Origin of the sequence: Faecalicoccus pleomorphus DSM 20574, assembly GCF_000420345.1 — a bacterium.
Lineage (GTDB): Bacteria > Bacillota_I > Bacilli_A > Erysipelotrichales > Erysipelotrichaceae > Faecalicoccus > Faecalicoccus pleomorphus.
The window spans coordinates 1-23,684 of the sequence record NZ_ATUT01000026.1; the positions used below are offsets into that span (position 1 = coordinate 1).

The following is a 23,684-nucleotide window of genomic DNA, read 5'->3' on the forward strand; positions in this document are numbered from 1 at the left end:
CACAAATATCCATCAATGGTGAAAAGTCTCAGCAACAATGACTATCTGTTTACATTCTATGATTACCCAGAAAGTGTTAGGCATACGATTTATTCAACAAATCTGATTGAAGGAAACAATAAACAATTAAAACGAAGTTTCAAAAAGAAAGAACAATTTCCAACGGAAAAATCTGAAGAGAAATACCTTGTGATTCAATTCAATCGTTACAACGAGAAAAACATGAATCACGTACATAGAGGTTTTGGACAAACAACTAGAGAAGATTGGTTCAAGAGCTAATCTGCTTTACCAAGGATATACTTTTACACATAATTCTTGACGCTACCGGAGAATTGGGAGGATAAGATATGGATACGATATATGTATTTATTGTGATAATTATTTTATCTGTGTCATTTAGTATTATTAAGAGGTTAATTAGAAGTTATCGACTACAACAATTGTTATTTGCATTACAAGAGAAGAATATTGGTCTATTTCAAAAGTTAGTAAATTCAAAAATCAATTTAATACTATTTCCAAAATATAATTTAGAATATCTTAGGCTAAATGGTTATATTTTGGAAAAAAATTCAGAAATGATTGAAGAACAATTTAAAGTGCTAAATCAATATGTACTTTCTAAGGAACAAAGAAAAGATTTACTTTTGAAAAAATTAACTTACTATACTACTATTAAAAGTGAAAAAGCCATGGAAACTTTAAAGATGATTTCTGATTTTAAAGATACTGATTTTCTAAACAAAGCACAGGAAATATATGCAAAATTAAACTCATAACAGATATAAAAAATGAGAGGACTAGATCCTCTCAAATTTTTTTATAAGATATCACTTAAATTTTCGTCGATTGTCTTTTTCAATGTATCAAACGAATGATTGAAACGCTGCTGATCATTTTCGTTTAATGGAAGGCTGATGACTTGTTCAATACCATTTGATCCAACAACAGTTGGTGTACCAATGAAGTAACCTTCACGACCATATTCACCATTTTGATAACTGGATACCGGTAAGATGGCCTTTTCATTATTTAAGATGGCAGAAACGATACGTTTTAATGCCAAACCGATACCATAGTAAGTAGCTTTTTTAAGCTCGATAATCTTATAAGCTTTATCACGAACACTGATATAAATATCCTGCAGCTCGCTTAGTTCGATATCGTTTTCATCCAGGTATTCCAACAAATGTTTTGTACCAATGTATGTATGGATCCAAGGAACGAAGCTGGAATCACCATGTTCACCCATGATATAGGCATGGATATTTGAAGAGGCAAAGCCTAAACGTTCGCTCAATGCATGACGCAAACGAGCGGAATCAAGTACCGTACCGGAACCAATGACATGATTCTTTGGCAGGCCGCTTGTTTTCCAAGCTACATAAGTCATGATATCGACAGGGTTGTTGGCAACAACCAGTAAACCATCAAAATTATTTTTCTTTAATTCTTCACAGACACCTTTTGTGATATTCGCATTGATCTTTACAAGTTCCAAACGAGATTGGCCAGGCTTTTGAGCAGCACCGGCTGTTAAAACAACGATGTTTGTGTCCGCTGCATCGGCATAGCTTCCGGCAGTGATCTTCATTTTCGAGTTGGCATACAACAAGCCGTCACTCAAATCCATTTGTTCACCCTTTGCTTTATCGGTATTTACATCGACTAAAACGAGTTCATCAATGCCTTTTTCGGAGAGTAATGAGTAGGCAAAGCTCATTCCGACAAAGCCGGTTCCGACAAGCATGATTTTTCTTTTTTGGATCTTTTCACTATTCATAATATGATCTCCTCCTATTGTTTATCACTCTAATCACATTATAGTTCATTTAGTTAGCACAGACAAATAAAACACTTATAAAAACGCATAAAAAAACAGGGGAGTTCCCCTGTTAGCTGGACTGTTGTTGCAGCGTGATCTGTACATCGATTGTTTTTCCATCTCTGGAAACGCTCATAGAAACGGTATCGCCGATTTTATGATCACGTAATATGGCTTTGACTTCAGCCGATGTATTGACTTCCTTGCCATCAAAGCTAATGATACGATCGCCTTGTTGTAAGCCGGCTTTATCGGCAGCACCACCTTGTACGACTTGTACGATATAAACACCGTCTTCCATATCGGAGCGTCTTATACTGTTGGAAGAACTATAATCGTAGAGTGATACATTCAGTGCTGGACGACTGGTTACAGAGCCATTTTGAATCAGCTCATCGATGATATCCATCGCACCATCGATCGGGATCGCAAAGCCTAAACCTTCTACACCGGTTGAGCTTTCTTTGGCGTTTACGATACCAATCAGGTTACCGTTGGCATCAAAGAGACCACCACCGGAGTTGCCGGGGTTGATGGCTGCATCGGTCTGCAGTAAGGTCATAGTTTCATCTTCTACGGTAATTTCACGATCCAGAGCTGAAATGATACCGGTTGTGACCGTACCACCTAATTCACCTAATGGGTTACCAATCGCAATGGCCGCATCACCTACCTGCAGCGAACTGCTTTCACCAATGGTTGCCGGAGTAAGTCCGGATGCATCGATTTTGATCACGGCAAGGTCTGTCTGTGCATCGGTACCAACTAATTGGGCTTTGTATTCCGTTCCATCCTGAGTACGTACTGCAATGGAAGTAGCGCCTTCAATGACATGGTTATTTGTGATGATATATCCATCTTCTGAGAAAATAACTCCACTTCCGGCCCCTTGTTGCACATATTGTCCGAAAATACTGTTTCCGCTGGTCACAGCTTCTGTCGTGATTTCGACAACGCTGGGCCCACACTTGGCGGCAATATCGCTGACATCTTCAATTTGGTTTCCACTTCCGGCATTACCGGATTGTTTGTTGACTGTTATGCCACTACCAGAATGAATGTTTGTTGCTATTAAAGCACCTCCAAAACCAGCCAAAGCACAGAGAACGACCAAACAGATTCCAAAGATGATCATCTTGTTGGAAATAGCTTTTGATCTGCGCGGCTCGAATTGCGGTGGCGTTTGATTTTGATCCATCATATCGATTCCTCCTTTTTGATGGAATAGTTCTTTATCCTTTTTACAGTTGGTAGTATATACTAAAATTATGTCACAAAACAAACAGTAATATGTGAAATAATAGTATTTTTTAACTTGATTTTCAAAAAAATGTGAAATTTTTGGAGGACTTTTTTCATGAAATGTTTGCGCAAATCAAGGAAAAGAATCCATTTATGAGAATAAAGATATGAGAAGGTAACAAATAAGAGGAAATTTACCTTTAAGACTATTAAATTTAAAGAAAAAAGCGGTAAAAATAAGGGAAATGATAGGGGAATTTACGAATTCTAATTTCCGTATGTGTGTAAAAGTGCTATACTAAAAAAGTAAATATAAGGAGGATCTGAATATGCCTGCAAAGAAAACTGAAACGAAAGATACAGTGACAAAGAAAGGAACGAAGCCAGTTGAAACCAAAGCTACGAAAACGACGGCTCGAACAAAGACAACAAAAAAAGCTGAGCCGAAAGCAAAAGAAACGGTTAAAAAGGCAGCGAAAACTAAACAGACAGTTAAGAAAACAGAAACTCTCAAAAACGATAAAGCTAGCGTGGAAGCTGTTGCAGATGACAAAGTAAAAGAAACAAAGAAGACAACTGCCAAAAAAGCACCTGCCAAGAAGACAACAACAAAGAAAACGACAACGAAAAAGACAACAGCTGCCAAAAAAACAACAAAGAAGGCAGTAACAAAAAAAGAGGACACAAAACAGAAAATGGAACAGTATAATCAGTTCTCATTGGATACATGTATAGATATGGCTAAGGCTATGGGTATTGACATGGGGTACGATCAATATGCACAGCTTTTAATGGATCAATCCGATACGAAAGAAATCGTAAAAACGATTTTAGAACAATATCCAATCAAAGCCGATGCCTTTAGTTATGAAGAAGACGGTTACGATCTAGATTTACTGGAAGTTTTGGTTGATAAGGTAGCACAGACCGTAACAATCAAAGCCAGTGATTATGCCGCTATGGGCAAAGAAATCGAAGCACATGAAGGCTATGTGATCAGTGAAGAAAGTCTGGACAATAACGATGAATACAATGCTGATTTTGATCTTGTTCGTCGTTTATTGATGATTGCCCAAAGAAAAGACATTCATACTATGGCTGATTTACAGACAATCGTTACAGTTGATGCGACAAAATTGATCGAAAAATTCATGGATGTTGCTTATACCGTATTAAAAAATTGGCAGTATGATGATGTGAAGTATTATGAAAACTTTATTTATGCTGTATTAAGTCAGTTTAACGATCTCTATCAGGCATATGAAAATAAAGCTATGATGGATGTGGCAGACCTGTATATCGAACATGGTGATTATGGTTTGGGCGATGCCAACTATGCTTACATTCTTCGTGAAAACCAAATCAAAGATTACATCTATTATCGATATGCCAAGGCTTATGAACACATTGATTATGAAAAATCCAGAGCGATTGCCAATGAAGCCCTGCAGTTTGTCGATGATCGATATACGTACTATCCTAATATACGTCAATTACTGGAGAACTAAGTTTCTTCAGTTTTTTTCTTGATTTCTTGAAAAAAATTGGTATCATATACGAGATGTTAAGAGAGGTGTAAGGAATGGCGGCACAGACTAAGATACCGGAATGGGTCTTACAATGTTTAGATCAGTATGGCAATTGTGCTTGTGGAAGAAACATCACGAAGAAGATGGGAAAGGATAAACTTTTGGATGAATTAGAGGCATTAGGTTATCCTTGCGAATTGGAAATCTTATCCGATCAAAAAGAAAAAAGTGCATATCCAAAAGAAGCAACGTATATCCTGACATTAAAATCGCATGAAATACTGCAAGATGAAGAAGATGAAGACTGACATTAGCCTTCATCTTTTTTTAAATGATCTATGATCGATTGTACAAACTGTTTTGTGCTGGCATGTCCGCCTAGATCAGGCGTCAGACAGGTTTTATCGGTAAATACCGCATCGATGGCTTTTCGAATGGCGGCAGACGTTTTTTGTTGGCCAAGATCTTCCAACATCATGCAGCTGCTCAACAAAAGGGCAGTAGGATTGGCTATGCCCTTACCGGCAATATCGGGAGCGCTGCCGTGAACAGCTTCATACATGGCATGCGTATCTCCTTTATTACAGCTTGGTAAAAGTCCTAAGCCGCCGATCAATCCACTGGTTAAGTCGCTGATGATATCACCATACAGATTTGGCATGACCATCACATCGAATTGCTGCGGATGCATGACTAGCTGCATACATGTATTATCAACGATCAAAGAGTTGGATTCAATCTGTGGATAGTCTTTGGCAATTGCTTCAAAAATAGAAAGAAACAAACCGTCCGTTTTCTTTAAAATATTCGCTTTATGCACACAGGTTACTTTCTTACGATCGTGTGCAATGGCATATTCAAAAGCGGCTTTGATGATTCGCCGGCTTGCCTTTTTTGTAATGATTTTATACGCAATGACCGTGTTGTCGTCGATGACCTCTTCCTTTCCCACATAAAGATCTTCGGTATTTTCGCGAAATGTAACGATATCAATGTTTTTAAATAATGTATCCAAACAAGGATTGGATTTGGCAGGGCGTATATTGGCCCATAGATCATATTTGTTTCGAAGCGTCACGTTTAAAGAACGAAATCCTTTGCCAATCGGTGTAGTGATCGGTGATTTCAACAATACCTTCGTTTTGTCAAAAGAATCAAGACCTTTTTGAGGGATAAATTCACCGGTTTTTTGATATACGGCTTCTCCTACATCAAAGATCTCGTAATTAAATTTGGCGCCGGCGGCATCCAATATCTCCAAGACAGCATCGGTGATTTCCGGTCCGATTCCGTCACCTCTAAAAACAGTAATTGTCTGCATCTAATCTTCCTTTCTTTTTCCGACATAGACATTTGCCGGACGAATCAATTTTCGATTGTTTTGTCGATTTTCCAGGTGGTGGGCAACCCAGCCGGCCGTTCTGGCCATACCAAATAAAGGAGTGTATAAGGCTTTATCAATTCCTAACATGGAATAGGCAAAACCGGAATAAAAATCGACATTGGCACACGTTTCAATATGTTTTTGTTTACGCATTTGATAAAGAGCGGCTTTTTCAAAGGCACATAAGCAGTTGTATTTTTCTAACTCTCCTTTTTCCTGTGCCAATTCTTTACAAGCTTTCTTGATGACTTGGCAACGAGGATCACTCTTGGTATAGATCGCATGTCCGATTCCGTAAATCAAACCGGCATTGTCAAAAAAATCATGGTCTAGAAGTCTTTTGGCAATCTTACGAAGAACCTTTTGATCGCTCGTCGTGCCGATTTCATCAAAGATAGCATCAAACATGGCACTTGTTTTTATGTTAGCTCCACCATGACGTGGACCTTTTAAAGATCCTAAGGCGGCGCTGATACAGGAGTAGATATCGGTACCGGTACTGGACATGACCACATTGGTAAAAGTAGAGTTGTTTCCACCACCATGATCGGCATGTAACATAAAGAGAATGTCTAAAAGAGAAGCTTCCTTTTGTGTGTAATGTGTATTTTGTCGGATGATACACAGTACATTTTCCGCTATGCCTTTATCGGGTAAAGGATAGTGCGTGATCTTTTCCTTTTTATAATGGCTCAACATTAATAAAGGCATACTGGCAAGGATATACATTCCTTTTAACATTCTTTCTTCCAATGTATCGGAATCTGGATCTATATCTTCACCATAGAGCTTTAGAACTTCAATTTGAATGGCATTGAGCAGATTGGATGTCTGATAGTGAATATCGACATTGTGTGCATCGGCCATTTTAATCAGTTCTTTATGAAAGTCCAAAAGCTGTCGATGGGTAGGCAGTTTTCCAAATATCAGCAAGAAGGCGCTAAGTTCAAATCCAAACGGTGTATCTTTTCGCATAGCGACTAGATCATCGATATCATTGCCTCGATAGATCAGGCGACCATCGATATGGACCTTGTTTCCGTTGCTGTATTCGTAACCGACAACATCACTGATCTTGGTTAGTCCGACTTTGACACCGGTTCCGTTTTCATTACGAAGACCGGACTTGACTCGATACTTGGCATAAAGAGAAGAATCAATATGGTTGTCGTCTTCATATTCTTTATACAATGCTTGTAAATTGATCATATACAATTCCTTTCATTTATTTTCATGTATTATAGCATATTCTTTCATTTATTTTCATAATTTGTTATAATAATCACTAAATGAGGAGAATGTTATGGAAAATCTAACACAAAAGCTATTAAAAACGCATTTGGTTTCTGGGAAGATGGTCAAAGGAGAGCCGATTTCCATCAAGATCGATCAAACTTTGACACAAGATGCGACCGGAACGATGGCTTATATGCAGTTTGAAGCCATGGGTGTCAAGCAGGTCAAGACAGAACTTTCGGTCAGTTATGTCGATCACAATACCCTGCAAAGTGGTTATATGAATGCCGATGATCATGCCTATCTGCAATCGGTAGCCAGTAAATATGGCATCTATTTTTCCAAGGCAGGAAATGGAATTTGTCATCAGGTTCATTTAGAGCGTTTTGCCAAACCGGGCAAAACATTGATCGGAAGTGATTCACATACACCGACCAGCTCCGCTATTGGCTGTCTGGCGATTGGAGCCGGTGGTCTGGATGTTGCCAAAGCAATGGCAGGCATTCCTTATCGATTAACGATGCCTGAAATTGTTGAGGTTCGTCTGCATGGGCGTTTGAATCATGGCGTTTCCAGTAAAGATATTATTTTGGAGCTGTTACGCAAGTTAAGTGTAAAAGGCGGCATCGGACGTATCTTTGAATATACCGGGGATGCCCTGGAGCATTTAAGTGTCTATCAAAGAGCTACGATTACCAATATGGGTGCAGAATTAGGAGCCACGACTTCTATTTTCCCAAGCGATGAGATCACGCGTGAATTCTTAAAGCGTCAGGGAAGAGAAAAAGATTATGTCGAACTCAAGGCAGATCCGGGAGCCACATACGATGATGTGGTGGAAATCCATTTAGATACTTTGGTTCCTTTGGCAGCCTGTCCGAATTCTCCGGATGCGATCAAAACGATTCAGGAGTTAGAAGGAACGAAAGTTGATCAGGTAGCCATCGGTTCTTGTACAAACTCTGGTTATGAGGATATGATGAAAGCTGCTGCCATTTTAAAAGGGAAAACCATTGCCCCTAATGTTTCGTTAGTCGTATCACCTGGTTCTCGTCAGGTTTTATTGAAGCTGATCGAAAGTGGTGCTTTGGCAACATTTATTCATGCCGGCGCACGTATTCTGGAGAGTGCCTGCGGGCCTTGTATCGGTATGGGACAAAGTCCAAAGAGCGATGGAATCTCGCTACGTACTTTCAATCGTAACTTTTACGGTCGATCCGGTACGTTATCGGCCGGTATTTATTTAGTATCCCCGGAAGTGGCGGCTGCCAGCGCCATCCAGGGTGTCATCAGTGATCCTTCCAAGCTGGAATATGAGGATCAGTTTGAAAAAGAACCGGTCATTATCGATGATTCTTTGATCTATGCACCAAGCAAGGATCCGGAGTCGGTTGAAATCGTACGAGGGCCAAATATCAAACCGATCCCGGTCAATACACCGATGCCGGATCAACTTGAAAAGAAGGTTGTCATCAAACTGGGAAACAATATCACGACTGATCATATTGCACCGGCAGGTGCCAAGGTACTACCATATCGTTCGAATATTGAAAAGCTTTCTACTTTTGTCTTTGAAAACAACAAAGAACACTTTGATCAAGTCTGCAAAGAAAATCATGGTGGTATTATCGTTGCCAAAGAAAATTATGGGCAAGGATCCAGTCGGGAGCATGCAGCATTAGCCCCTATGTATTTAGGTATCAAAGCGGTAATCTGTTGTTCTTTTGCCCGCATTCATAAGGCCAATCTAATCAATTTTGGTATTCTTCCGCTTACATTTGAAGATCCAGAAGATTATGAATCGATCGAAGATATGGATGATTTGATCTTAGATTCTATTCATGATCTGTACCAGAATCGAACGCTGGAAGTTTATAATGTGACAAAAGATAAATACTTTAAAGTGCATTGCGATTGTACGGATGAAGATCTGGATATGATCATGGCTGGTGGAGCATTGAACTATATTCGAAATCAACAGGGGACTTTCTAAGAAAGTCTCTTTTTTGTGCAAAAAGTTTCTTAAAAAGTATAAGGCATTACAGAGGTAAATAAAGGGGTTACAAGGTATAATAAACATATAGAAAAGAGGGATTGTTCTATGATCATACAAAGTAAAAGAGTCTGGGTATTGAATAACTGGATCGATGCACAGATCGAAGTAGAGGATGGAAAAATCGCGAATATCTATCCTTATGAAACCAAACCAGTCGATAAGGATTACGGGGATAAACGAATTGTACCGGGGTTTATTGATGTACATACACATGGTGCGTATGGTTTTGATACCAATGATGCCGAAGAAGAAGGCTTGCGAAACTGGATGAAAAACATCGTCAAAGAAGGTGTGACCGGTATCTTGCCGACAACAATCACACAGAGCGAAGAAGTCTTGACAAAGGCTGTCAAGAATGTTGCCAAGGTTGTCAAAGAAGGGTATGAAGGCGCTGAAATCTTAGGAATTCACTTTGAAGGGCCTTATTTGGATCAGGTATATAAAGGAGCACAACCTGAACAATACTGTGTAAAACCGGATGTGGAACAATTTAAACGGTATTACGAAGCCAGCGATCATTTGATCAAAATCATCACAATGGCTTGTGAACACGATGAAAACTATGTATTGACTAAATTCTGTGTGGATCATGACATTGTTGTTAGTCAGGGCCATTCAGGAGCCACTTACAAACAGGCTCGTATGGCCATCGCTCATGGTGCCAAAAGTATGACGCATGTATATAACGGTATGACCAAGTTCCATCATCGTGATCCAGGACTAGTAGGAGCTGCCTTTAGATTCCGTGATGTATATGGTGAAATTATCTGTGATGGCAATCATTCCACCTATGATGCGTTAAATGATTTCTTTACAGCGAAAGGTGCCAATTATTCCGTTATGATCACCGATTCATTGATGGTCAAAGGTTTACCGGCCGGAACAAAAACATTGTTTGGTGGTAATGAAATTGAATTGTATGAAGATGGAAGTGCACACTTGACATCGACAAAGGGATTGGCCGGTTCTACCTTGAACGTAAACAAAGGCTTGGGAATCCTGGTGGAAAAGGCATTGGTTCCATGGCAAACCGCCATTAATTCTTGTACGATTAACCCGGCTCGCATGTTAGGTGTGGATGATCGTAAAGGAAGCATTCAGGCCGGGAAAGATGCCGACTTAGTTGTTTTAAATGATGACTACAGTGTAGAAATGACATACACTAAAGGAAAAGAAGCTTTCTAAACAAATATAGTGATCAAAAGACAGATTATAAAAAAAGTCTGTCTTTTTTTATAAACAATAAAAAACAATAAAAAATTATAGACAATCAATAAAAATATTGGTATATTAAATATGCTTGAGGAGGCTTATTATGGAACTAATTATTGATTCGGCAGATGTGGCACAAATTAAAGCGCTAAAAGAACTATGCACAGTAGCAGGAGTAACGACAAATCCTACGATTTTGACAAAATCAGGAAGAGAGGCAACGGAAGTCATTCAAGATTTGATCGATATTTTGGATGAAGATCAGAAATTGTTTATCCAGGTCGTAAAGACGGATTATGAAGGTATCATGGAAGAAGCTAAGAAAATTTCCCAGCTTCGTCCTAAGAATATGTATGTAAAGATTCCGGTTACACATGATGGTTTAAAAGCTATCAAGGAATGTAAGAAGTTAGGTATTCACACTTTGGCAACAGCCATTTATACGGCAGAGCAGGCTTTCATTGCGGCTGCCAACGGGGCGGATTATCTGGCCCCTTATGTTAATCGTATGTGTAACTATGGTGATGGTGTAGAAACGACAAAAGATTTAATCGAGATGTTGCGCATTCATAATATGCCGGCAAAGGTTGTTGCGGCTAGCTTTAAAAATACGTATCAGGTTCATGAATTGATCAAAGCGGGAATTCCGGCTGTAACTGTACCATGTGATGTATTGTTCAATATGATCAATCATCCAGCTACAACGATTGCCGTAGGTGAATTTACAATGAACTGGCAGAAAGCTTATAATCGCAAAGAATTATTTAAATAAGATAACATTTGGGAGTCATTTTGATATATCCCCAGTCAAGTAGACATGGGATATACCATTTTGACTCCCTTTTTTTTATGAATTTTGTTTGGAAGCTTTTAAAAGCGAAAGAAGTACAAGGATCATCGAAATACCTAAACCTGTATGGCTGATACCACTTCCAATCGTTAAAAGCATCGGTATGGAAGAACCACTGACTTGTAGAATGCCTTTGATAAGCAGCATAAGAGCCATAAAGAGCAAAAAGACATTATAGACAAGAAAACTGGTCGTATAGAGCTTGTTTTGTTTCAAATCCAGTTTGTCACGATATAAGCCAATCAGTAATACAAAGATCATGCCTAGTGCAAATAAGTGAACGTGAACCGTAGATAAAGTTGTGTATTGTGTAAAATGAAAGAATTTCGTAAATTCTCGATAGAAGATACCGGCAGCCATAGCCAATACTGCATAGAGAATTGATAATGTAATGTACTTTTTCATAAAACCCTCCTATTTAGTTGTGTGTAAAAATGAAGCATAAACTGTAAACCGGCCAGGCATAATGCCAAACCTAATCCGGTATAAAAAACCGCAATGAATTCAAAGGAAACAAGGTGAAAAACACGAAGGATGATTCCCATGCTCATCATAAAGGCCATCATGATAAAAGAAGATCGGTCAAAAAAGAAATAAAAGGGTTGTTTAGATGTATATCCTTGAATTCTAAGTGAATGTTTCTGTACGATTTTGGAAAACATCCATAAAAAGAAGATAAAAACAAGGCTCGATCCCAGAAGATGAAGAATGTTCAGATAGCCTGCATAGCTTTGGATTCCGATCCACGTCACATTTCCACCGGCAATAAACCATACGATACCCGCTAAAAGAAGCAGTGTTTTTGGTAAGACTTTCATGTGCTTTCTCCTTTAAAAATTCTTATAGATTATAGAAAGAATAGAATAGAACGTCAATGTATTTGCCTCCTATACATCTATGTTATTTTATGGTATAGTAGGCAGGAACATGGTGCCCCATACCATGAATCCACTTTGTATAAAACATTGGAAACTATCGAAGTGACAAGGACCCCGGGGGTCCTTTTTTAAGTGCTTGGAGGGATTTTAATGGAAAATAAAATGGGAACTATGCCGATGCCAAAGCTGATGATCAAGATGTCCTTGCCAATTATGATCTCTATGCTGGTGCAGGCTTTATACAACATCGTTGACAGTATGTTTGTGGCTCGTTTATCGCAGGATGCCTTAGCAGCCGTATCCTTGTGTTATCCGGTTCAGACGATTATGATTGCGATTGCCTGTGGAACCGGTGTTGGATTTAATACCTTATTATCAAGATGTCTGGGTGAAAGAAATACAGATAAAGCCAATCAGGTCGTTTTACATGGTTTGATGATTGCCCTTGTCAACTGGCTTCTATTCGTTGTTCTGGGATTTTTATTGGCTCGTCCATTTTTAATGTTGTTTTCCGGACAGGAAGATGTGATCGATATGGGTGTTGTATATATGCAGATTTGTACCACGCTTTCTTTTGGTGTTTTTATGCAGATTACGTATGAGCGTATTTTGCAGGCTAGCGGACAACCTGTCTATAATATGATCATGCAGGGAATTGGTGCTTTAGTGAATATCGTTCTTGATCCAATCTTTATCTTCGGCTATTTCGGTATTCCGGCCATGGGTGTTGCCGGTGCCGCTCTTGCGACAGTCTTAGGACAGATCATTGCGATGCTGTTAGGAATTTGGATCGTTCAAAAAAAGACGCGATCCATCCAAATTCATATCCGATCCTTTTCGCTGGATTTTTCTATATTAAAACAAATTTATAAAATTGGATTTCCGGCCATTCTGATGCAGTCTATCATGAGCTTTATGACCGTCTTTATGAATCAGATCTTAGTCCCTTTTTCCTTATTGGCCGTCAATGTATTCAGTATTTACTACAAGCTTCAGCAGTTTGTCTTTATGGCGGTTTTAGGAATGACCAATGCGCTGGTACCGATTTTAGCGTACAACTATGGTGGCAGATCATATACACGAATTCAACAGGCCATCCGTGTTTCTTTGGGATTAAGCATTGTGATCATGGCTGTGGGAACATTGATTTTTCAGATGTTTCCATCGCAGCTTTTATTACTTTTTGATGCCAATGTTTCGATGATGGAAATAGGGATACCGGCCTTACGCATCATATCGTTTAGTTTTGTGTTTGCGGGGATCTCCATGGTGCTTGGCTCCGTGTTTCAGGCTTTGGGCCATCCGAATACTTCCTTGTGGATCACTTTACTAAGACAACTTGTTGTTCTGGTTCCTCTAACCTATGTTTTCGCATCTATATTTGGCTTGAATATCTGTTGGCTTTCCTTTGTGCTTACAGAGATATTGTGTGCCTTTTTAAGTCTGGTTGCACTACGTTATGTAGATCAAAAAACGATTCAACCTTTAAAGACTTTTGAGGTATAATAGGAACGATGAAAAAGGGAATGATATTATCGATTATCAGCGCTATCTGTTTTGGATTGGTGCCTTTATTTACGAAGATCGTCCTCTCTATGAATTACGATGTGATTGCCATTGGCTTCTTCCGGTTCTTAGGCTTGGGGATTTTTTCGGCATGTATGATCAAGATTAAAAAAGTTCCATTAAAACTTGATGTTTCTATACTGCCATCGATTGCGTTGGATAGCTTTTTTCAAGTTCTAACACTGATTTTATTAAGTACTTCATATTTGTTTATTCCGACCGGCAATGCGACCTCTCTGCATTTTATGTATCCGATCTTTGTGTTTTTGATTCTATACTTTTACTATAAGAATCATTTTTCAAAGGTTCAGTGGATTGCCTTGATTCTATCCATTTTAGGCATTTTGTTCTTTATTGATTTTGGCAATATGAATAATGGAATCGGAATGTTGATCGCCATTGTTTCCGGTTTGACTTATGCCATCTATATGGTGATTCTGGATAAGCAGGGCCTGGCAGCTTTAAATCCTTTTGTGTTGGCTTTTTATGCCTGTATTATGGAAGTGATCGTTTTAGGCATAATCGGAATAGCATCAGGAAGCTTTTCTGTCACTGTGAACGGATTAACTATCGTTTCTTTGATTGCGTTAAGTGCTTTATCGATTGGGGGCACTTTATTGTTGCAGGTGGGGACACGCTTGATTGGTTCTGGCATGGCTTCTTTGTTTTGTCTGTTTGAACCATTGACATCACTATTCTGCGGCTGGTTTCTTTTAAAAGATCCGATTTTGGTAACGAATATTTTAGGATGTATTTTGATTTTTGCCGGCATATTTTTGATCATGAAACCAAAGAAGAGGAGAAGATAACATGGATCGACGTACACTGTATGAACAAAGCAAGGAGCCTTATCGCTTTTCTAAAAACAAACTTTTATTTCTTTCGGTTCGAGGAAGTCTTTTTGTTTGTCTTTTGATGATCTTTGTATTTGGTATCATTCTGTATGTTTTTCAAAAGGATCGCTGGCAGACCTCGATCTTTCTTCCTGCCGGCATCGTGTGCTTGACTTTTGTTTTAAGTGTAGTTTTTCCCTGGATTCGTTCAGTTCGTTTTTTAAGACAGCAGGAAAGAATAAGCCAGAGAAAATTTGATGAACGAAAGGACATGGATAAACCGGAGGATCAAAGAGAATGGCTGCTTTGTTTCTTTAAGCCCGGGATACTGATCTTTAACCGCAATGCCATCGATTCCTTAATTGGCTTTACTATATCAAAAGTTTCCATGACCCATGATGGAAGTACCAGAATTCATCTGGAATATATAGACAGAAATCAGAAAAAACAAGTCATAGATTTTCGACACTCTAAAGAGAATCAAGCAAAATTTGAAGCATGGTTTTATAAAAGATAATCATAGAAATAGTGATCGTTGGGGATTTTCGAAATTATTATTTTTTTAGACATTAAACTTTACATTTGTATTACTATGCATCATAAAATGTGGACAAATGTAAAATAGAGCAAGAATAGAACAAATAGTCAGGCATTTTATAGTTATTAGGAAGATAAAAAAACAAAGATTTAAAATTGTAGAATAGTTTATTTTACATAATAACTTTATAAAAAGTGATATTAGAATTCTGATGCAAGCATCAGTTTTCTTTTCTAAAATTTTTAGCACTTAACTCTTTACAGTGCTAAAAATTATGCTATAATACACTTAGCACAGATAGATATAGAGTGCTAAAAGGAGGGTTGCTCTATGGTAAACTTTGAACAAATGTCAGAACGTCTGCAGAAGATTTTAATGGAATCGGTAAACCTGGCGAAATCATATCAACATGCCAGTGTCGATACGATTGATGTATTGGAAGCTATCTTTAAAGATGATGTGCTGGATGGCTTATATGTTCGACTGCAGGTGGATAAAAATAAAGCATTACAAATTATTGCGCAGGAAAACAGTCGGATTGCGAAATCCTCAACCGCTAATTTAAACTTCTCCAATGAAGTACAACAGTCGATGGAAAAGGCTAGTCAATGGGCTGCACAACATGATGAAACGTATTTAAGTGTTGCCAGTCTTTGGATTGCCCTGATGTTTAATCGTTCCTATGTTTCAAAACAATTAGTTAAAGCATTTGGCTTAAAAGAAGAACAAGCCAAGGAAGCAGAATTGGAAAGAAGAAACGGTAAGAAATTTGATACACCGAATTCGGAAGAAAATGTAGAAGCTTTAAAGAAATATGGTCGAGATCTGGTACAGGATGTCAAGGATGGAAAGATTGATCCAATCATTGGACGTGATGATGAAATTCGTCGTGTGATGCAGATCTTATCACGTAAAACAAAGAACAATCCGGTTTTGATTGGGGAACCAGGTGTTGGTAAGACTGCTGTTGTAGAAGGTATTGCCTGGCGTATCATGAAAAAAGATGTGCCGGAATCGTTGAAAGAAAAACGATTGATCGAGCTGGATATGGGCTCGTTGATTGCCGGTGCCAAATATCGTGGTGAATTTGAAGAGCGTTTAAAGGCAATTTTGGACGAGGTCAAAAAATCAAACGGACAGATCATCCTATTCATTGATGAGATTCATAATTTGGTTGGTGCCGGTAAAACGGAAGGCAGCATGGATGCCGCTAACTTATTGAAGCCTATGTTGGCGCGTGGGGAGTTACATTGTATCGGTGCCACTACGTTTAATGAATATCGTAAATACATTGAAAAAGATGCGGCTTTGGAAAGACGTTTTCAAAGGGTCAATGTACAGGAGCCAAGCGTTGAAGATACCATCAGTATCTTGCGTGGTTTAAAGGATCGCTTTGAATCGTATCATGGTGTTCGAATCCTGGATGAAAGCTTGATTGCGGCTGCGACGTTATCCGATCGTTATATTACGGATCGTTTCCTGCCGGATAAAGCTATTGATTTAGTGGATGAAGCTTGTGCAACCTTAAAAGTGGAGATGGAAAGCATGCCGCAGGAATTGGATGAGCTGCAGCGGGAGATCTTACAGTTGCAGATTGAAAAGACATCATTAGCCAAAGAAGAAGATAAAAAGGCAATCGAACGTCGTCAGGAAATCGAAGAAAAGTTAGGTAAGATGCAAAGTAAGCGAGATGAAATGTACACTCGCTGGGAAGATGAAAAAGCGGTATTGGCCCATGCCAAAGAAGACAAACAAGCATTAGAGAAAGCTCGATTAGATTTAGAGCAGGCACAAAATGACGCTCGTTATGAAGAAGCCGCTCGTTTGCAGTATTCAGTAATTCCGGAACTGGAAGCACGTATCAAAAAACAACAGACTCTGCAGAAAGAGGATGCTTTGATTCAGGAAACTGTGGATGAAGAAATGATTGCCAAAGTTGTTTCTAAATGGACAGGTGTAGAAGTAACTCGTTTGGTTGAGAGCGAACGAGAAAAGTTGTTGCACTTAAAAGATAACCTTGAAAAACGTGTCGTAGGTCAGGATCAGGCTTTGGAGCTTGTAACGGATGCAATCTTACGTAGTAAAGCGCAGATTCAGGATGAAAACAGACCCATCGGTTCTTTTATGTTCTTGGGACCAACCGGTGTTGGTAAAACGGAAGTTGCCAAAGCTTTGGCTCAACAGCTTTTTGATGATGAAAGACACATCGTTCGTATCGATATGTCTGAATACATGGAAAAGCATAGTGTGGCTCGTTTGATCGGTGCTCCTCCGGGATATGTTGGTTATGATGAAGGTGGTCAGCTGACCGAAGCGGTACGAAGAAATCCATACAGTATCGTCTTGTTTGATGAAATTGAAAAAGCGCATCCAGATGTCTTTAATGTCTTATTACAGATCCTGGATGATGGACGCATTACGGATTCCAAAGGTGTGACCGTAGATTTCAAAAATACGATCATTATCCTCACCAGCAACTTAGGTTCACAATATGCCTTTGAAGCGAATAATCATGATAAATATATGGAAGAAGTTAAACGTCACTTTAAACCGGAATTTATCAACCGTATCGATGAGATCATTGTCTTTAATGCCTTAGATGACACTGCCTTTATCAAGATCGCCCATAAATTTATGGATCAGTTAAAAGAGCGTTTGGAAAAGAGAGATATTCATCTTCATATCAAGAATGCGGTTTATGCTCAGATTGCCAAAATGGGTGTCGATCCGGTTTATGGGGCAAGACCAATGAAACGATATATCCAACGTCAGATTGAAACCAACATTGCGAAAAAGATCATTGAAGTCGGTGCTTTTAAAGAATCGGATTTAACGGTTGACTATGTGAATAGTGCTTACACATTTGACATTCAGGAAAGACAAACAGTCTAAAAAGAGCAGTCAGGAAAAGATTATCCTGGCTGTTTTTTTGTAAAGAGTGATTCTCTATAGTGATACCGTCTATACTATTGTATAAAAATAATGTAGTATAAAGATAGAAGGAGAGATTTTTTAGGGTAAATCATATGAAAAGATTGAGTATTTGTGCATTGTTTTTGTTGGCGTGTTTAGGTTGTCAGAATAAGGAAGTCGGTATGGTACGTATGGATGTAAATATAGTTGATGCAACTATGTTTGATGATACCGGATTCTATATGATCAATTCATCCAAAGAACAAATGATTGTCATGAATCACATGCATGTTGATCCAAAAACTGTGAAGGCTGAGCAGAATGGAAATACGATCACTATTCATTTTCAAAAACAAGATTCCGTACAGGAAGATGTATTGATTTTCAGCCTGGATACTTCCACCTTGGAGAATCCAACAATTCGCATCCTGGATGAAAAGGGAAGAGAATACGCATTTGAAACAGTATTTGTCGGCATGTAGAAAGAAATTTGGAGTATAATAAGTACAGGAGCGTGACAATATGGATTTAAAAGAGAGAATCGAACAGGCAAAGAACATTGTGTTTTTTGGTGGCGCCGGTGTCAGTACGGAGAGTGGTATTCCTGATTTTCGAAGTGATAATGGTCTATATAAAAAGAAATATCGATACTCGGCAGAACATATGGTATCGCATAGCTTCTTTATGCAGAATCCCAAGGAGTTTTATGAGTTTTACTTTAATCAGATGATTTATCCGGATGCCAAACCGAACAAGGCACATTTGGCATTGGCTCATCTTGAAAACATAGGCAAGTGTAAAGCTGTCATTACGCAAAATATTGATGGCTTGCATCAAATGGCTGGTTCAAAGCATGTTTTTGAGCTGCATGGAAGTGTCCACAAAAATACATGTATGCACTGCCATGCGCATTATGATCTGCATCAAACAATTGAAGCACGAGATGAAAACGGCATTCCACGCTGTCCAAAGTGTGGCGGTATCATTAAACCCGATGTTGTCTTATATGAAGAAGGTTTGGATCAAAATGTGTTATATGGTGCCATTCAGGCCATTGAGCAAGCAGATATGTTGATTGTGGGAGGAACAAGTCTTGTGGTCTATCCGGCCGCTGGTTTGCTGGATTATTTTCATGGGAAGGATCTTGTATTGATCAATAAGTCCAGTACCGATAGAGATGGTATGGCTGATCTTGTGATTCATGATGCCATAGGAGAAGTTCTCTCAAAGGCTGTTTTCTAAAGATTGAAAAGATTATGAATTTAGACACACGTTTACTTCAAGGACCGGTCACACGGTCCTTGATTCTGTTTGCCCTTCCCATGATCTTAGGCAATATGCTTCAGCAGCTTTACAATGTGGCAGATACTTTGATTGTCGGTAAATGCATTGGTGCGGATGCTTTGGCAGCTGTAGGCTCTGCTTTTACTCTAATGACATTTTTGAATTCCATCATTCTTGGTTTATGTATGGGAAGCGGCGTATTATTTTCGATGTTGTATGGTGCCAAAGACTTTGATCGTATGAAAATTGCCTTTTTTCTTTCCTTTGCGGGCATTGGTATTTTAAGCCTGCTTTTGGAAATAGGCTGTATTGCAGGAATGGATCCCATTTTACGATTTATGAATATTCCACCGGCAATTTATGCTTATACGAAAGCATATTTGTTTTACATCTTTTTAGGTATTTTCTTTACGTTTTTATATAACTATTTTGCCTCGGTACTTCGTGCCTTATCAGATTCGAAAACACCTTTGTATTTTTTAGGGGTTGCCGCTGTGACAAATATTATATTAGATTTATATTTTATCTTAGGCTTGCACATGTCTGTGGATGGCGCTGCCATTGCGACACTTATATCACAGGCTTTTAGTGGATTGGGAATGCTGATTTATGTCTTTATCAGACAAAGAAGCATTTTTCCCTCTAGAAAACATATGCATTATGATGAAGACATCTGTCGGCGAATTACCAGTTATTCTTTATTGACATGTATTCAACAAAGTGTCATGAACTTTGGTATTCTGTTGATACAGGGGCTAGTCAACACCTTTGGCGTTGTAACGATGTCCGCTTTTGCGGCAGCCGTAAAGATCGATTCCTTTGCCTATATGCCGGTGCAGGATTTTGGGAATGCGTTTTCAACTTATATTGCCCAAAACAAAGGAGCCGGTCTGATTGATCGAATGCAAAAAGGACTGCGCAGTGCGATTGGTATCGCGTTTTTATTCTGTGTTTTCATTTCAGTTCTGGTATTTGTCTTTGCGCCCCAATTGATGAGTTTATTTATTGATCCTCAACAAACCCAGATCATTAGCGAGGGTGTCACATATCTGCATGTAGAAGGGGCTTGTTACGTGGGAATCGGATGTTTGTTTTTGTTGTATGGATACTACAGAGGTATCGGAAAAGCCGGCATATCTGTTGTTTTGACCGTAATCTCTTTAGGAACCCGTGTTGTTTTATCCTATATGCTTGCTTCAAGGTTTGGAACACTGGCCATTTGGTGGTCGATCCCGATTGGATGGTTTTTGGCAGATGCGGTTGGTCTGGCTTATGGAAAGTGGAAAGAGAAAGCGCTTTAGTGGGTACAGTACCCCACTTTTCTGGAAAAAAGCTTGAGATTTAACACTTTCTTAACGAAAATCCATTGAACTTAGAAACATAGCAGATTAGTCCGTTTTGACCTAAACTGTCTGTTTTCTTTTCAAGTAATATATAATTATTATGAAATAGAGTTAGAGGATTCACTATGAAGCTGAAGAGGATAAGAGATTTAAGAGAAGACAACGATCTGACGCAAGCCGAAATCGCTAAGTATCTTAACGTCACGCAACGAACCTACTCTAGGTACGAAAATGATGACCGCGCGATTCCCCTGGAACAGCTTGTAAAACTGGCAGATTACTACAATACCAGTGTTGACTATCTTTTAAATCGAACGGACAAAAAAGAGCCATATTAAAAAAGTACAAGTTTTTGCTTGTACCTTTTGGCTTTATACTTTTTCAAACCATCCTTGTTTCAAACAGATATTATAAATTCCATCATCGATATTGGCATCTGTGACAAAAGATGCCTTTTCTTTTAGTTCATCTACGGCATTTCCCATGGCAACGCTGGTCCATTGTGGATCAAACATAACTAAATCGTTGGTATCATCTCCAAATACAACGACATCTTTTAAATCTCCGTGGATTTGTTTCATCATATCTAGAATCCCTTGATGTTTGGCATCGTATTGAAAGATATAATATTCCGGAACAAAGCGTAAATGTCCGATCGTATCGAGTAATGTGACTTGTTTTTCCTGCTCAGGACTAACAGACATATAAATTTTATAAATGACTTTTAGGGCATCGTAGTCTAAATCTGGATCGATAAAATAACGGGTCGGCTCCTGTCGGGGACCTGCTTGTTGGCGAAATAAATCATTTTTGGCATAAACATCGATTGAATCGTTTAGCTGTAATAATAAGCCAATTCCTAATGCATCGGCTTCCTTGATCAAAGCTTTTGCCTTTTCCAGATCAAGAGGGATATTTCGCACGAGAACGTCGTTGATGACAAGACCTCCACCGCCACAGCATACCATGTTGTGCAGACCGACTTCTTTCATGAAGTTGATGCATTTATAATGCGCTCTTCCGGTTGCGATTGCAACAAAATGACCGGCTTCTTGCAACAGATTCAACGCTTTTTGCGCACTGGGAACGATTTTATTTGTCTTTCGATCGGTGAGTGTTCCATCAATATCAAAGAAAAAATACTTTTTAGGCATAGAATTCCTCCTTTTGTTCTATCATAGCATAAACCTCTGCTTTAGATATACTTAACTTTGTTTCTAAAAAGGATGCGTATTGCTCAACTTAGTTACATTTTATCATCAAAAAAAGAAGCCGCAGCTTCTTTTAGATTTCATGAATGTAAATATTATTGACACGATCCGGTCCCACAGAAACCATCGACATACGAACACCGGTAAACTCTTCGATAAAGCGAATATATGCTTTACAATTTTCCGGTAATTCATCGAAACTTTCCATTTTGGAAATATCCTTTTTCCATCCATCAAATTCTTTATAGATTGGTTTTGCCTTTGCGACCATGGCCTGATCGCTTGGTATATAATCATAGACTTTACCATCAATTTCATAACCGGTACATACATACAGCTTATCTAATCCACTTAATACGTCAATCTTTGTCAAGACGATATCTGTTAAACCATTCATCATTGTCGCATGTTTGACAACAAGAAGATCTAACCAGCCACATCTTCTCGGACGACCGGTCGTAGCACCATATTCAAAGCCTTTTTCACGAATCCATTGTCCTGTTTCATCGTTTAGTTCCGTTACAAACGGTCCTTCTCCAACACGTGTAGAATACGCTTTGACAACACCAACGACCGTTTGGATGCGGTTTGGTGCTACACAAGCGCCCGTCGTAACACCGGCACTGGTTGGGGAAGAAGATGTTACATAAGGATACGTACCATAGTTAATATCCAACATGGCTGCCTGTGCCCCTTCAAACAATACGATCTTGTCTTCATCCAATGCTTCATTCACAATATGTGTTGTTTCTTTGATCATCGGTACGATTTGATCGTAAATGGCTTCAAAATCTTTAACCATTTGATCATAGTCCATGGCTTTTCCATCATAGACTTTAGTGAACAGTTTATTTTTAAAGTCCAGACATTCTTTCAAACGAACTTTAAAGCTTTCAAAATCAATGAATTCATGAAAACGGATACCACGTCTGGCGTACTTGTCAGCGTAACAAGGACCAATTCCTTTTTTTGTGGTTCCGATCTTATGACTGGCGCTTTGTTCTTCCAGTTCATCCTGATAACAGTGATATGGCATCAACATTTGAGCGCGATCACTGATAATGATATGATCACAAGTCAAACCGCCTTGTTTTAAGGTTTCCATCTCTTTTAATAATACAAAGGGATTACATACAACACCTGGTCCGATGACACAAAGTGCATTTGGATTTAAAACACCGCTTGGCAACAGGTGAAGCACATGTTTTTTTCCTTGCACGATGACTGTATGACCGGCATTGTCACCTCCTTGAAAACGAACGATCATGTCTGCTTTCTGGGCTAATACATCAACAATTTTTCCTTTTCCCTCATCGCCCCATTGAGTTCCAACGATTACCTGGCTTGGCATAGGTTAAAGCCTCCTTAAACAATACAGAAAAATTATATCAAAACTGATGATATAGTCAAACTCACTTTCATTTGAAAGTGGTCTAAACATTATAATTTTTGGTAGCGTCAAGAATTATGTGTAAAAGTATATCCTTGGTAAAGCAGATTAGCTCTTGAACCAATCTTCTCTAGTTGTTTGTCCAAAACCTCTATGTACGTGATTCATGTTTTTCTCGTTGTAACGATTGAATTGAATCACAAGGTATTTCTCTTCAGATTTTTCCGTTGGAAATTGTTCTTTCTTTTTGAAACTTCGTTTTAATTGTTTATTGTTTCCTTCAATCAGATTTGTTGAATAAATCGTATGCCTAACACTTTCTGGGTAATCATAGAATGTAAACAGATAGTCATTGTTGCTGAGACTTTTCACCATTGATGGATATTTGTGT

The 23,684-nt window shown here is 38.7% G+C and carries 24 protein-coding genes; 15 read left to right on the forward strand and 9 right to left on the reverse strand.

What is annotated here, in order from left to right:
- Positions 1-282 (forward strand): transposase (locus G413_RS11455; RefSeq protein WP_022789946.1); only part of this gene is annotated, 282 nt, incomplete at its 5' end.
- 68 nt (positions 283-350) lie between these two features.
- The gene (locus G413_RS11855; protein ID WP_022790639.1) at positions 351-782 is read left to right on the forward strand and encodes a hypothetical protein; all 432 of its coding nucleotides are present in this window, start codon (positions 351-353) and stop codon (positions 780-782) included.
- A 41-nt stretch (positions 783-823) separates the two neighbouring features.
- Here G413_RS11855 and G413_RS0109480 read toward each other — a convergent pair whose 3' ends face one another.
- Together G413_RS0109480 and G413_RS0109485 are read right to left on the reverse strand one after the other, a co-directional pair.
- Positions 824-1,786, reverse strand: coding sequence for an L-lactate dehydrogenase (locus tag G413_RS0109480; protein WP_022790640.1), 963 nt, complete (start codon positions 1,784-1,786; stop codon positions 824-826).
- Between the two features lie 112 nt (positions 1,787-1,898).
- On the reverse strand, positions 1,899-3,029 hold the full coding sequence (locus tag G413_RS0109485; RefSeq protein ID WP_244910575.1) for a S1C family serine protease: 1,131 nt from the start codon (positions 3,027-3,029) through the stop codon (positions 1,899-1,901).
- A 370-nt stretch (positions 3,030-3,399) separates the two neighbouring features.
- Here G413_RS0109485 and G413_RS11465 point away from each other — a divergent pair, with 370 nt between their 5' ends.
- Together G413_RS11465 and G413_RS0109495 are read left to right on the forward strand one after the other, a co-directional pair.
- Positions 3,400-4,578, forward strand: coding sequence for a hypothetical protein (locus G413_RS11465; protein ID WP_022790641.1), 1,179 nt, complete (start codon positions 3,400-3,402; stop codon positions 4,576-4,578).
- A 74-nt stretch (positions 4,579-4,652) separates the two neighbouring features.
- Positions 4,653-4,907 carry a hypothetical protein gene (locus tag G413_RS0109495; RefSeq protein ID WP_022790642.1) on the forward strand — a complete coding sequence of 85 codons (255 nt, stop codon included), beginning with the start codon at positions 4,653-4,655 and terminating at the stop codon, positions 4,905-4,907.
- Between the two features lie 2 nt (positions 4,908-4,909).
- On the opposite strand, the gene G413_RS0109500 is transcribed toward G413_RS0109495, so the two are convergent.
- Together G413_RS0109500 and G413_RS0109505 are read right to left on the reverse strand one after the other, a co-directional pair.
- On the reverse strand, positions 4,910-5,920 hold the full coding sequence (locus tag G413_RS0109500) for an isocitrate/isopropylmalate dehydrogenase family protein (protein ID WP_022790643.1): 1,011 nt from the start codon (positions 5,918-5,920) through the stop codon (positions 4,910-4,912).
- The gene (locus tag G413_RS0109505; protein WP_022790644.1) at positions 5,921-7,192 is read right to left on the reverse strand and encodes a citrate synthase; all 1,272 of its coding nucleotides are present in this window, start codon (positions 7,190-7,192) and stop codon (positions 5,921-5,923) included.
- 94 nt (positions 7,193-7,286) lie between these two features.
- Here G413_RS0109505 and G413_RS0109510 point away from each other — a divergent pair, with 94 nt between their 5' ends.
- From G413_RS0109510 to G413_RS0109520, 3 genes are all read left to right on the forward strand, one after another.
- Entirely contained in the window at positions 7,287-9,212 is a 1,926-nt protein-coding gene (locus tag G413_RS0109510) for an aconitate hydratase (protein WP_022790645.1), read from the forward strand.
- Between the two features lie 108 nt (positions 9,213-9,320).
- Positions 9,321-10,460, forward strand: a complete 1,140-nt coding sequence (nagA, locus tag G413_RS0109515; RefSeq protein ID WP_022790646.1) for an N-acetylglucosamine-6-phosphate deacetylase — start codon at positions 9,321-9,323, stop codon at positions 10,458-10,460.
- Positions 10,461-10,590: 130 nt separating this feature from the next.
- Positions 10,591-11,259: a transaldolase family protein gene (locus G413_RS0109520; RefSeq protein WP_022790647.1), complete on the forward strand. Its 669-nt coding sequence runs from the start codon at positions 10,591-10,593 to the stop codon at positions 11,257-11,259.
- 75 nt (positions 11,260-11,334) lie between these two features.
- On the opposite strand, the gene G413_RS0109525 is transcribed toward G413_RS0109520, so the two are convergent.
- Entirely contained in the window at positions 11,335-11,742 is a 408-nt protein-coding gene (locus G413_RS0109525) for a DUF2871 family protein (protein ID WP_027969160.1), read from the reverse strand.
- Complete coding sequence (locus G413_RS0109530; RefSeq protein WP_027969161.1) at positions 11,739-12,155, reverse strand: hypothetical protein; 417 nt, start codon at positions 12,153-12,155, stop codon at positions 11,739-11,741. Before G413_RS0109530 ends, G413_RS0109525 begins: the two co-directional genes overlap by 4 nt.
- Positions 12,156-12,365: 210 nt before the next feature.
- On the opposite strand from G413_RS0109530, the gene G413_RS0109535 reads away from it, so the two are divergent.
- The 8 genes from G413_RS0109535 (at position 12,366) to G413_RS0109570 (ending at position 21,030) form a co-directional block, all read left to right on the forward strand.
- A complete protein-coding gene (locus tag G413_RS0109535; RefSeq protein ID WP_022790648.1) occupies positions 12,366-13,721 on the forward strand; it encodes an MATE family efflux transporter in 1,356 nt (451 codons plus the stop codon).
- An 8-nt stretch (positions 13,722-13,729) separates the two neighbouring features.
- Complete coding sequence (locus G413_RS0109540) at positions 13,730-14,590, forward strand: DMT family transporter (RefSeq protein WP_022790649.1); 861 nt, start codon at positions 13,730-13,732, stop codon at positions 14,588-14,590.
- A 1-nt stretch (position 14,591) separates the two neighbouring features.
- A complete protein-coding gene (locus G413_RS0109545; protein ID WP_022790650.1) occupies positions 14,592-15,131 on the forward strand; it encodes a hypothetical protein in 540 nt (179 codons plus the stop codon).
- A gap of 351 nt (positions 15,132-15,482) precedes the next feature.
- Positions 15,483-18,044: an ATP-dependent Clp protease ATP-binding subunit gene (locus G413_RS0109550; RefSeq protein WP_022790651.1), complete on the forward strand. Its 2,562-nt coding sequence runs from the start codon at positions 15,483-15,485 to the stop codon at positions 18,042-18,044.
- A gap of 134 nt (positions 18,045-18,178) precedes the next feature.
- The gene (locus G413_RS0109555; RefSeq protein WP_022790652.1) at positions 18,179-18,547 is read left to right on the forward strand and encodes a hypothetical protein; all 369 of its coding nucleotides are present in this window, start codon (positions 18,179-18,181) and stop codon (positions 18,545-18,547) included.
- A 40-nt stretch (positions 18,548-18,587) separates the two neighbouring features.
- Positions 18,588-19,307, forward strand: coding sequence for an NAD-dependent protein deacylase (locus G413_RS0109560; RefSeq protein ID WP_022790653.1), 720 nt, complete (start codon positions 18,588-18,590; stop codon positions 19,305-19,307).
- Between the two features lie 14 nt (positions 19,308-19,321).
- A complete protein-coding gene (locus tag G413_RS0109565; protein ID WP_022790654.1) occupies positions 19,322-20,650 on the forward strand; it encodes an MATE family efflux transporter in 1,329 nt (442 codons plus the stop codon).
- Between the two features lie 167 nt (positions 20,651-20,817).
- Positions 20,818-21,030 (forward strand): helix-turn-helix domain-containing protein, encoded by a 213-nt coding sequence (locus tag G413_RS0109570; protein ID WP_022790655.1) that lies wholly within the window; start codon positions 20,818-20,820, stop codon positions 21,028-21,030.
- A 33-nt stretch (positions 21,031-21,063) separates the two neighbouring features.
- Here G413_RS0109570 and G413_RS0109575 read toward each other — a convergent pair whose 3' ends face one another.
- From G413_RS0109575 to G413_RS0109585, 3 genes are all read right to left on the reverse strand, one after another.
- Positions 21,064-21,846, reverse strand: coding sequence for an HAD hydrolase family protein (locus G413_RS0109575; protein WP_022790656.1), 783 nt, complete (start codon positions 21,844-21,846; stop codon positions 21,064-21,066).
- Between the two features lie 130 nt (positions 21,847-21,976).
- Entirely contained in the window at positions 21,977-23,254 is a 1,278-nt protein-coding gene (locus tag G413_RS0109580; RefSeq protein ID WP_022790657.1) for an adenylosuccinate synthase, read from the reverse strand.
- Positions 23,255-23,401: 147 nt separating this feature from the next.
- Positions 23,402-23,684 (reverse strand): transposase (locus G413_RS0109585; RefSeq protein ID WP_022789946.1); only part of this gene is annotated, 283 nt, incomplete at its 5' end.